We start from the raw sequence: 13,088 nt of genomic DNA, 5'->3' as shown, positions 1-13,088 counted from the left end.
AAAAATCATCTCTAAAGACTTAACTGGAATAAAAATAAAAAAATTAAGGGTTCTCTATTACCTACTAATTAAGTGCACTATAATACTAAAACTTACTTAGGTGATAAATTCACTTAATTTGAAACAACTAAACATATCTTTTAGTATTTTAAACGTTAAATAATCGGATTTCCAAAAAAGCAAAAAGATGAATTTACCAGTAAATGAAAGAGGCTATTACAACATACCTTTTTCAAATTCGAAAATAAAAATCACGATTGTAACGGCAGTTTTATATGTAATTATTGCCAAGACATCTGGATTTGCCTATATTCCTGACACCAACATAGTTCCATTTTTTCCTGCAGTTGGTTTTAGTATAGCGGCAGTCATAATTTTAGGAAGAAAAGCAATATTTGGAGTATTATTAGGAAGTTTCATTTCGTCATTATGGCTATATGAACCTTATATACGAAACGCTGCAAATTTTCCGGATTTAATAAAGCCACTTTCTTTTTGTTTTTTCAGACCGATTGTAATGGGTCTAAACGCTGTTATAGCTTCTTATTTAACACAATTATGGTGCAAAAGTAAGTATCCATTTGACAAAGGAAAAAATGTTATATATTTTTCTCTTTCCTGTCTCATCGGAAGCGTCCTGAGTACTTCTTTTGGCGTTGTTTTGCTCATAGCAAGTCCTTATATCAGTATGAACCATTTGATAATAATTTGGAGTAATCTGGTTACATCAAACGTTTTGGGAGCAATTATTTTTACTCCATTTGTACTCTCCTGGCTGTACAAAAACAACAAGTTTTTCGACTGGACAGTAAGCAAAATAATTGAAGCCATAGTTCTGACCTTACTTACTGTAACTGCTTCGGTATTTATTTTTGCTAATAATGCAAACAACGAGGCTATTATCTTTTTTTTCCTTATATGGGCAGCATACCGATTTAACTTAAAGACCATAACATTTATTGCTTTATTAGTTACCGTAATTTCATTATACCACACTTCTCTTTATTTACAGGCGCCTTTCAATCAATGGAATTATAGTTATCCTATGTTACAGCTCTTCCTTTTTGTAAATTTGGTTTCCATAATATTTGTACATGGGGTTTTGGAAGAAAAACGCAATAAAACTGCTAAATTAAGTGAGCGTATAAAAGAAATAACATGTTTACAGAATATTTTTGAGATTACCAGCAACAATACACTTTCGATGTCAGATATGATTGACGCTTGTGTAAAAATAATTCCTGAAGCATTTCAATTTCCGGAAACCACAAATTGCAGAATAATTGTAAAAGGTGAGGAATATACTGCGCAAAACCGAAAAACAAACTGGCATGTAAGTAAAAAAATAAAATTGAATAAAGAAGATTACGGCATATTAGAAATTGGCAACATTGGAGAAAAAGAATATCCAAACAACTATTTACCTGAAGAAAATCATTTACTGGGATCTATTGTCAATATTCTGTCCAAATCATTTGAAAATCATGTTGCAGAAGAAAATCTCAAAATAAGTGAAGAAAAATTCCGATCATTTTTTGAGAATATAATGGATGTATATTTTATGTCTAATATGGATGGTGAACTTTATGAAGTGAGTCCGTCAATCTTTAACTATTTAGGTTATACAAGACAGGAAATGCTTTCTATAAATATGGGCAATTTATACGTGAACCAAAATGACCGAAAAAAGCTCATGCAGGAATTAATTTCAAATGGAGAAGTAAAAGATTATGAAATAGACCTGATTAAGAAAAATGGCAAGGTTAGTTCTTTTGCCATGACTGCAAAATTAATTTCGAACGAAAAAGAAAATATGTCCCATTTTGAAGGTTCCGTACGATGTCTGGATGAGTGGAAAGAAAACCAGTTATTGATCAGGGAACAACATCAGAAAATCACAAAAAGCGAACAGGATTTTCGCATCTTATTTGAAAACGTTCAGGATGTTTTTTTTAAAACGGATTTAAAAACAGATACAATTTTAGATGTAAGTCCTTCATGCAGCTATTTCAACGGTATCACCAGAGAAGAACTTATTGGCCAGTCAATCTACAATATTTATCCTGATATAGAGCAACTAAAACAAATGTCAGAGATAATAGCCGTAAAGCACGAGATTAGCGATTACAACAATGAAATAATTATAAAAGACCAGCATTATTATGTATCCATAAATGCTAAACTACTTTGGGATAGCGAAGGTAAGCCTCAATACTTAGTAGGCGCTTTAAGAAATATTACAGAGCGAAGGGTTGCTGAAGAAAATTTAAAAATCAGCGAAGAAAACTATCGTTTAATTTTTGACAGTATTCATGATGTATTTTTCAAAACAGATTTGAGAACAAAAACCATATTGGATGTAAGCCCGTCATGCAGATATTTCAATGGAATAACCAGAGAAGAATTGATTGGCCAGAGAATGTCAAGCATATACAATAACAAGACGCAAATGTTATTGATGTTTAATGAAGTGGCAAAACAGAAAAAAATTATTGACTTTAACAATGAAATAATAATAAAAGACAAGATATTTTATGTTTCAATCAATGCAACCATCATATCCGATGAGAATGGTGAACCAAAATTTGCAGTAGGTGCCATAAGAGACATTACTGAGCGAAGACTCGCTGAAGAAAACCTCAAGCTAAGTGAAGAAAAATTCCGATCTATTTATGAAAGTTTTGAAGATATTTATTTCAAAAGGCATCTAGATGGCATTATTACAGAAGTTAGCCCTTCAGTAAAAAAATATTTTGATCTGAGCCGTGAATCACTAATAGGAAAAAGCTTCAATGTATTCTATTATGATGTAAATGATATAGAAAAATTTAATCAAACTCTTATTCAGGAAAAAAAAGTAAGTGATTTTGAAGAAAGATTTGTAAATGCTAAGGGAGAAATTTTATTTTTTTCCGTTAATGCAAAGTTACGTTATAATGATAAGCAGAAAACCTTTTATATTGAAGGGACTATGCGCAATATTAATGAGAGAAAAAAAACCGAACTGGAAATAGCACTAGCAAATGAAAAAATCAAAGAAAGTGAAAAAAAATACAGGACTATTTTTGAAAGTGTACGGGATGTATTCTTTAAAGCATCTTTAAAAGATCAAAAAATAATTGATATTAGCCCATCATGCTCCTATTTTGATATTAAACAGGACGAAGTTATAGGAAATGACTTTGCTGACTTTTATTATAATCCTGAAGACAGGCAACACATTCTGGAAAAATTGAAAAGCGTTGGAGAAATAAATAATCATCACTTACAAATAATAGTTAATTCTAAATTATATACTGTTTCAGTCAATGCAAGAATTATTTATGATGAAAGTATTAATGAACCTGAATATATTGTAGGTTCTATTCGCGATATATCAGACAGGATTAAAGCAAAAGAAAGTCTAAAAATCAGTGAGGAAAGATTTCGTTCAATCTACGAAAATATCCAGGATGTTTACATGAAAACAACTATAGAAGGTATTCTTTTGGATGTAAGCCCTTCATTTGAAAAGATTTTCCAGATTCCTCGTTCTGAAATTATGGGTACTCACGTTTTTGATTATTATTATAACAAAAAAAATAAAGAATTACTATTAAACAAGTTACATACGGAAGGCCATATTTCGGATTTTGATGTTCAACTTTATGATGCATTAGGGAATGCTTTATACTTTTCGATAAATGCGCATCTGTTATATGATAAAGAAGGAATACCAATAAACATTGAAGGAACATTGAGAAATATTAATGAACGAAGACAAATGCAGGATGAAATGATAACTAAAAACAGAAAACTCGAGTTTCAAAACACAGAATTAGAACAGTTTGCCTACATTGCATCACATGATTTACAAGAACCATTAATTACAGTGAGTCATTGTTCTGAATTACTGGAACAAGAATTAGCGGGAAAACTGGATGAAGATCAGCAACATTATTTAACCTTTATTCGTAGTTCTACTTCACGTATGCAATTGCTAATTAAAGGTCTTTTGGATTATTCTAGAATTGGTAAAGAGTTAATAAAGAATACTATAGACTGCAATAGCATCGTATCAGATGTAATATTAGACATGAAAAGCAGCATCGATGAATCTAATGCAGTAATAGAATATGAAGATCTGCCAATAATTGAAGCCAATGCTACCGAAATGAGACAGTTATTTCAAAATTTAATTAGTAATGCCATTAAATTCAGAAAAAAAGGAAAAAATCCTAAAGTAAAAATAACCGCTGTAATGGAAGAAAAAAAATGGATATTTTCAGTAGCTGATAATGGAATCGGAATCAAAAAAGAAGATATCGAAAAAGTTTTTGTTATCTTTAAACGATTGCATAACCGTAATGAATATCAAGGAACAGGTATAGGGCTGTCTCATTGCAAAAAAATAATTGAACATCATAATGGAAGAATTTGGGTGGAATCAAAATATAACGAAGGAAGCGTTTTTAAATGGACATTGCCATTTAACTAAAAAACATAGCAGAGTTGAGAACAATTTAGTTATTACAATATGGAGAAGAAATTAAACTGTGTATTATTGATAGATGATGACTTTGCCACAAACTTTATCAATAAAAAAATTGTCGAGAAAGCTGGTATAACTATGCATATTCAAATAGCATTAAACGGAAAAGAAGCCATTGATTACTTATGCAACAAAGGAAAGTTCAAATCTTCGGAAGCAGTCAGTCCTAAGCCCGGGTTAATTTTTCTGGATATTAATATGCCTGTTATGGATGGTTGGGAATTTATTAATGCTTATAAAAATCTTGTGCCAGATGAACAGAAGAAAAAAATTAATATCATAATGCTTACCAGCTCTTTCAATCCGGCAGACAAAGCTAAAGCAGACAGCATAAAAGAAATCGCAGATTACAGACAAAAAACCCTGAATTCATCTATGCTGCAAGAAATTATGACAAAACATTTCTCAAAAATTTCTGAAGAATAACATTCTAATAAAATTAATGAAAGCAAACTTTGATTGTATCAAATGGATAATTTATCACTTATCAAAATCAATTAACTTTTTGGAGCCGTCATTAATAAATTGAATCGTAACTACATCATTCTCCTGATCCACAATTTTTACTGGAAGTAATTCTTCTTTCTTCCAATTCTCGCCTGATTTCTTCCAGAGCATAAGAGTTGCGTAAATTTTTGTTTTATTTGATTTTGTATCACTCAAAACATTTATTACAGCGCTTTCATTGCTTTGGGGATGTAATCCTTTTGCTTTTACAACTTCGGTTTTGTCCCATCCTAAAAGCGGAATCATAGCCAGTTGGTATTTTCCGTTGTCTATGATGGTAACTTCATGTCCTGCTATATTTTTTTTAGTTGTCACTATTTCTTTGTCTAGTTTTGGCAATGCATAATGTCCCAAACGCATTGAAACAGCTTTGTCACTGTTATTTTTATCAACTCTTAAAATTCCGTTAGCCAAAGGAATATCTGCTAAACTGAATTTTATATTTTCATCGGTTTCTAAAACTACATTTCGGTAATAAATACCATTTTCAAACTTTTTAAAAGTGAATAATCTAAAGGCTTCCCATTGTTCTTTATTGTTTTTAACAACATAATTCATAGCAACTTCCCCATTTTGTCCATCTGCCTGCCACAGAAAAGCGCTGTTATAGGAAAGTCTGTTATAGTTTTCTGTAGATCTGAATTTCTGCCAGTCGTCTTTTACCTTTTCATGACACCACGCCCTTACTTCTGAAGCGCCAATATTAGGATAATCTGTAATCAGGATTTGTGAATCTCCCTGATATTTATTGTAAACTTCATCTTTTTTGAATGTCGTATCCCAATCGCCGTTGTTTTCTTTCGCGGTCCAAAACGTATTGTTATCGGGAACCAGTAAACCCATAAAGATTTTCCCCATCCAGTACACGCTTCCGCGACAGCTGTAATTTTGAACAGCCGGTTCGAATTCACCATAAAATCCAAGTGTAGGCACGTTATCCTTCATAAAATCCGGATGTGTCAAAAATTGTTTGATTACGCCAGATGCAATCCTGCGCATCCAACCGTAATTGATATCAGGGTCATTTTGAAATCCCATTAACGGAAAAGGCACTACAGCCCCAATTCTGTAACTGATGCTTCTTCCCCACATAATCATTTCGCCATCTTTGCTAAACAAATAAGGATAATTATTTTTTAAATCGCTAAAGTTTGACATGAACTTAGCCGCAATTTCAGGATAGTATTTCTTTCCGAAAAACTCCGACCAGATATTGCCGTACATCTGAAAAGCCCACATACTGTAATAATCAAATGCGGGACTGTCGTTGTACCAGCCATTGCCACGATAATGTTTCAATGATTTTTCTAAATATTCGACCAATAATTTTTCATTGACGGTATAGCCTTGTTCTTTAAAAAAACTCAGTACAAAAATATTGAAGAACTTCCAGTTAGAATCTACCGTTGGTCCGTCACCGTAGCTGATCATGATTTTGGCCAGATCGTCTTTTTGATTTTGAGGAAGCGGTTTCCATAAAACGTCAGCATTGGTCAGAAGCGAAAGTGACAAAGCGCCAAATTCAACCAGCTTTTGATTTGGTCCGGCATTTTTAGCACGCGGTTCAATGTAAGTCGGACTCTGTGGGTCTGCTAATTTAGCTATTTGATATCTGTAATAATCAGCAACTTTTATGTTGTTGATGACCAAATCCGGATTTTCCTTTAACAAAGGTGAAGCAATAAATAAGGTTCTGCAAAGGCCTTCCAGTTTTTCTGTAGGAACCTGATTTGGATTTGATGGGTAACTTTTTCCTTCCTGCTTTGGGAATTGCATTGGGTCATCCAGTTTATGAATATAACTGAAAGCTCCTTCCAGCAAATAAAGGGCTGCATCTTTCCAGTGCTGTTTTGTCATTCCGGTTTGCGGACTAATTTTGTAATCTGGATTTTGTAGCTCAAAAACATTTGCCTTATTCTCTTTTTGCTGTGCAGACAAAGAAATACTGGAAATAGCTGCTAAAAACAATATTCTAAATTTATTCATCTTGTAAGGATTTTTAATCTTGATCATTTTAATTTCTAATAACTGTTTCGAACGAATATTCTCCTGATTCTATTTCGAAAAGAGCTTTATTATTTTTTATATTCAAAAATTTGATTCCGCTTTTTTTACCCGTTATTTTTATGTCGCTTTCTTTTAAACCGGGTAAATAAAGTGTCGCTGTAGTATTTGCAGGCACAACAAAACGGAACTCATATTTGCCTTTTTTCGTTTCCCAGCTGCTTTCAATACGTCCATACATCGAATCGTAATAACCTTTTGCAAAGGTCATCTGCTCGGTAGCATCAGGTTCAGGCTGTAATATAAAATGCTTAAATCCAGGTGAATTATCTTCTCTTACTATTCCTAACGAATAATTATACATCCATGCACCTACGGCTCCAAAGGCATAATGATTAAAAGAATTCATTCGGTTATTTCCTCCAAATCCGTCTTTATGCGTATATGAATTTAACCGTTCCCAAATGGTAGTTGCTCCCTGGCTGACCGGATAGAGCCATGACGGATAAGAAGTCTGCTGTAATAACTGATAAGCTACATTCGAATATCCATTATCAGAAAGTGCTTTATTTACCCATGCAGTGCCAATGAATCCGGTCATTAAAGAATAAGGCGGACAAACAACGCCCTGATCGGTTTTGTTTTCTCTTTTTATAGAAGATATAAACTGTTGTAAAGCCAGATTAGCATTTTCCTTATTCAGAACATTAAAAGCAAAAGGCAGTACATACGAGGTTTGCGTATCTACAATTTTGTTTCTAAATGATGTTTTTCCTGTTGTTTTATCGATATAAGTGTTATTGAAAAAATCCTTTCTTTGCTTGTAATATTCTGAAAAGTGTTGCTGATCTTTCTTTTTGTCTAATAAGCTGGCAACCTTCGTCATAATTTCCAAATCATAAATAAAATAAGCTTCCCAGAACAATGTTTTTTCATTTTTAGAATCCTCTAAACTCAGCCAGTCTCCTAATGATCCCCAGGTATCTCTTTCATTTTCTTTTAAAACACCGGTTTTAGGATCAATATCCGCAATCAGATAATTGGTGTAGTTTTTCATAGCTTCGTAATGCTCTTCTAATAAACTGAGGTCACCGTATTGCAGATAATTTTCCCAGACAACAGTAATTCCGGCACTTCCCCACAATGTTTCTCCAAATCCTACACCTATTGGAGCTACATCTGGAAAACGTCCATCTTCACTTTGAATATCTCTCATGGCCAACATATGTCTTTTGAGAAATTGTTTCACATCTGCCAGATGAACTGCAGTCCTTGAAAAAACCGAAATATCCCCACTCCATCCCAAACGTTCATTACGCTGAGGACAATCAGTAGGTATTGATAGAAAATTCCCTCTCATTGACCAGGTAATATTTTCCCACAACTTATTTACCAAAGAATTTGAGGTTTGATAATGAGAAGACAATTCATGTATTGAACTCAGTACTGTTCCTTTAACAGCGGTTAATGGCAGCGGTTTTTCTATTCCTGTTATTTCTATGTAACGATATCCGTGAAATGTAAATCGTGGCGTTACAGTTTCTTTACCTCCTTTGGTTGTGTAAAGATCCTGTGACATTGCCGCCCTAACATTTTCAAGCATCAGTAAATCTTCATTGCCTTTGTATTCCGGTAAATCCGGATATAAAACTTCGGCATAACGCAATGTGATTTTCTTGCCTTTTTCTACATTGCTCAGGGTAATATTGGGCACACCAACCATATTTTGTCCCATATCGTAAACAAATACACCGGGACGAACTTCTTTAACAGATTGAGCTGTTAATTCATTTATTGCCTTAACCGTAGATCCAAATTGCCCCATTAACTGAGCATCCGAAAAATTATTAAAGTTGGGTAAATTAGCCGTTCCTTCTGAACTTACAAAACCATCAGTTACTATGGCTGCTGCCTGATGCCAACGAGAAGCGTCATACGAAGCTGTACTCCAGCTTTCAACTGCTTTTTCTTTTGCTGCATCATAAACTTCGCCCTGAAAAAAACTGCTGTACTTTACCGGTCCATCATTAAAATAGTTCCATGTCTCCGGATTAGTGGTAATGATTTTTTCACTGCCATCGGCATAGGTAACTACTAATTTGGCTAGTATAGACTGGCGATCACCAAAAAAATTCCAGTTTTCACCAACAAACGTACTGCCTCCACTCCACCAGCCTTCACCAAGAATGGCTCCCAATACATTATTCCCTTCCTGAATATTAGACATTACATCATACGTTTGATACAAATGAGTTTTATTGTACTGCGTGAGTCCGGGATTAAAATAATCATTTCCTATTTTTTTTCCGTTTAAGTAAACATCATAAATCCCACGCGCTGTGACATACAATCGTGCTTTGCTTATTTTAGGAGAATCGATTTTAAATAGGGTACGAAGCATAGGCATAGAATTCCGACTAGGATCAGCCAGAACGAAAGCTTCATTTTTTCCTCCTGTAATGACGTAGGAGTTATTTTCAACCATTACTTCTTTAAATGACGAAAATATACCTGTACCAACGCTTTTATCGGAAAAAATAATATTTGAAGGGCTTCTGTAATTTTTGATTTCAATTTTTGAAAACTTTGCTTTTTCTCCCTTAGGCACTAAAAAACCTATATCGCCTACGACAGGAAAAGCGATAAAATCACCTCCGGCTCCTAATGGATTGAGATTAATATCAGCGATCAGATTTTCTTTTGAATCCCCATCAATATAAATTTTAGTAACTCCCAGACAGCTTTTTATATTTACAGTATGAGGATTGTACTTGTTTTCCTTATTAATTAGTATGTTCGGAATAGCAAAACTTTTAAAAGGGATTTCTTTTTTATCATTTGGATGATACCCTACCCGATAAATATTCAACATAGCCTGTGCATCTGAATCCAAAGGTTTTGTATTCAATTCGATCTGGATATAACTCTCACCCTTCTTATTTTCCAGTTTAAGCAGGTTTTTGTTTTTATCCATTAAACGCTGATCATTCGCACCATAAACTAAAGATGCTTTTGTTGATTTTGATTTTTCATCCAGCTGAATTGTACCATTGATACAAAAAACAGGAAGATATTGGGAGTACAAAACCATATCATCGGGACTACCGCCAATCCATTTTGCTCCGGACCAGGCAGTTGTTTCCCTATCTGAATCGGCATTTGTAGCCATTTTATGATTAAGTAAACCGGTTTCAAACCATGACTCTGCAGCGTACTTTTTACCTTTCTGATCCCAAACATGTACTGTCCAGTTGTATAAAGTCGCAGGCTTAAATTGTTCACCCTTGTATTTAATATTGATAGAGATTCCACTTTCAATTTTTCCTGTATTCCAAACATCAATCCCCAGATTATTTTTTACAATAATTTGATAAGCAGCTTGATTATAACCTTTGTTTTTATCAACGGTTACCATTTGCCAGCTAAAGACTGGCTGAGATACATCAAGACCAAGAGGAGTTACTGCATTTTCTACTTTAAGGTTGGTAATTTTTAGTAATGCTTTATTTTCTTTTTGCTGAGAGAATAAGGACAAACTAAAAATAGCGACGAAAAGCAGTAGTATTTTTATTTGATTCATCTTTTTACAGCCTCTATTTTAATTGTATTTTTCTTTAATCCGGGAGCAGTAACTTCAAGATTAACAGTGCCTGATTCTCCATTATTTTTAATAATTACCAAAGCACGGCCATTCCATGCTTTTCTGATATTCGCAACATAAAGATCAGTATCTTTTAAATTAGCATTATCAACTCCTGCAATCGTTCCGGAGCCTGAAACTTTAAATGTAAGCTGATTTTCTGCGTTTGGATTTAAAATATCTTTTTCATCCGTGATTTCAACAGTCACATACACTAAATCCTGTCCATCAGCTTTTATAGTTTTCCGGTCAGCTGTCAGTTTAATTTTAGTTGGCTGAGTGGCTGTTTTCAATGAAACAGACTCAACTTCTTTACCGTTTTCTAAACCCACAGCCTTTAATTCTCCCTTTTGATACGGAATCGCAAACGTTGCTTTGAATTCCTGTGTTTTGCCCGTTTCTTTTTCGCCAAGACTTTTTCCGTTCAGGTACAATCTTACTTTTGGATATTTTGAATAGACTTCAACTTCAATATTTTTTCCTTCCTGATTAGGCCATGTCCAGCTTTCCCAGGTTGGCCAGACTGCCCATGATGTCAGTTTTATCGGTCCGCTTTCAGGATTTGGCTCTTTAACAGCCATGTATATTTTTTCATTATCGTTGTACAGCATGCTTCTGTAATGCGAGATAGGTTTTCGCCAGCCTATTAAATCAATGTCTCCGCAATAAGCACCATGCCACGGGTATAAATTCCCGGTCCAGTGTTCTCCTTCAGGCTCTCCCGGATACACATAACGGCCAATACCCGACTCACCTATGTAATCCATTGCGGTCCATACAAAATCGCCCAGGATATAATTGTGCTTCTTAACTAAATCCCAATTAGCAAAGGCATCTTTAGGATACGATTCGGTTTGTACAATAATACGTGAAGGTACTCTTTTATGGTCTTCTTCGGCATGATGCAGCTGATAATTGTATCCTGCAACATCGTGGGCAGCCATCAAAGGGTCAAAAATATCCCAGCCCTGATCCCAGGTAGTCATGGCTGATGTTACCGGACGTGATGAATCTAGATTTTTGACAGCATTTGCCAGCATTTTTGCTGTTTCAACGGCTTCTGGTTTAGTTCTTTCAATAATTTCATTGCCTGTACTCCACATGATGATCGAAGGATGATTGCGATCTCTCAACACCATGGATTCCACATCATGTCTCCACCATTTGTCAAAAAGACTGGCATAATCATAAGTATTTTTCTTTTCTTTCCAGCCATCGAAAATTTCGTCAATGACAAGCATTCCTAATCGGTCGCAAGCGTTCAAGAAAGTTTCGGAAGGCGGATTGTGTGAAGTTCTGACTGCATTAAATCCGGCGGCTTTGAGTAATTCTACTTTTCTTTCTTCGGCACGATCATAGGCAGCTGCACCAAGTGCGCCATTGTCATGATGTACGCAGCCTCCGTTTAACTTTGTGCTTTTTCCATTTAATGAAAATCCGTTTTCAGCACTAAAAGCAATAGTTCTGATTCCGAAATCAGTAGTCGTGATATCAAATATTTTTGAAGCTGTTTTAACTACAGATTTCACTTCATAAAGGTTAGGGACTTCAATCGACCATAATTTTGGATTGTCTATTTTTAATATTTGTGTAATCTCTTTTTCTTCATTTGGCAGTACTGAAATTTTGCTTTCAGAAATGGCAGGATTTTTATCTTTTCCAAACTTCATAACTGTTGAAAGCATAAGATCTTGTGAAATTGAGGTTTCATTTTTAATAACCGTTTTAACCTGAACAACAGCCTTGTTATTTTTGACTTCTAAGGTAGAAACCGCAACACCCCAGTTTTTCACATGAACCGGGTTTCTTAGCATCAGCCATACATTTCGGTAAATACCGGAACCACTGTACCATCTGGAGTTTTTTTGCTGGGAATTATCAACTTTAACGGCAATTGTGTTTTGCTGGCCGTAATTTAAATGAGGGGTAAGATCGAATTCAAAAGAAGTATAACCATAAGGCTGAAAACCTATTGATTTACCATTGATGAAAACCTCAGCATTCATATAAACGCCTTCAAAATAAATAGTAATTTTTTGATTTTTCCAGGCTGCAGGCACCGAAAATAATTTTCTGTACCAGCCTGTTCCCATTGGATAGAAACCACCGTCTCCCTCACTTGGATTATTTTTTTCTGATTTACCTTCAATACTCCAGTCGTGTGGCAGATTTAATTTTCTCCAGTTGCTGTCATCAAAATTTGTCTGACTGTTTTCAGAAGCATCTCCCAGCGCAAATTTCCAATCTGAATTAAATAATTGTTTGCGCTGTATAGTATTGTTTTGCGCTGTAATTTCTGTTATACAGCTTATTAGAAGTAAATAAACTAAAACTATTGCCCTAATTATTCTTTTAGTTTTTGTCATTATGATTTGGTTTTGATTAGATACGCTAGTTCAAGCTATA

General features: G+C 34.5%; 5 protein-coding genes. 2 read left to right on the top strand and 3 right to left on the bottom strand.

Features of this window, described 5'->3' with window-relative positions:
* Positions 1 to 187: 187 nt before the first annotated feature.
* Complete coding sequence (locus OZP09_RS00430; protein ID WP_281310078.1) at positions 188 to 4,477, top strand: PAS domain S-box protein; 4,290 nt, start codon at positions 188 to 190, stop codon at positions 4,475 to 4,477.
* 39 nt (positions 4,478 to 4,516) lie between these two features.
* A complete protein-coding gene (locus OZP09_RS00425) occupies positions 4,517 to 4,957 on the top strand; it encodes a response regulator (RefSeq protein ID WP_281310077.1) in 441 nt (146 codons plus the stop codon).
* Between the two features lie 54 nt (positions 4,958 to 5,011).
* Here OZP09_RS00425 and OZP09_RS00420 read toward each other — a convergent pair whose 3' ends face one another.
* Genes OZP09_RS00420 through OZP09_RS00410 form a run of 3 tightly spaced genes read right to left on the bottom strand, consistent with a single transcriptional unit; the run spans position 5,012 to position 13,048 of the window.
* Entirely contained in the window at positions 5,012 to 7,024 is a 2,013-nt protein-coding gene (locus OZP09_RS00420; RefSeq protein ID WP_281310076.1) for a DUF2264 domain-containing protein, read from the bottom strand.
* Positions 7,025 to 7,052: 28 nt separating this feature from the next.
* Positions 7,053 to 10,622, bottom strand: coding sequence for a family 78 glycoside hydrolase catalytic domain (locus OZP09_RS00415; protein WP_281310075.1), 3,570 nt, complete (start codon positions 10,620 to 10,622; stop codon positions 7,053 to 7,055).
* Entirely contained in the window at positions 10,619 to 13,048 is a 2,430-nt protein-coding gene (locus tag OZP09_RS00410) for a glycoside hydrolase family 2 TIM barrel-domain containing protein (protein ID WP_281310074.1), read from the bottom strand. The genes OZP09_RS00415 and OZP09_RS00410 overlap by 4 nt, the downstream gene beginning before the upstream one ends.
* Positions 13,049 to 13,088: the final 40 nt, after the last annotated feature.

Source organism: Flavobacterium flavigenum, assembly GCF_027111255.2.
GTDB classification, from domain to species: domain Bacteria; phylum Bacteroidota; class Bacteroidia; order Flavobacteriales; family Flavobacteriaceae; genus Flavobacterium; species Flavobacterium flavigenum.
This window is presented reverse-complemented; position numbering and strand designations above follow the sequence as displayed.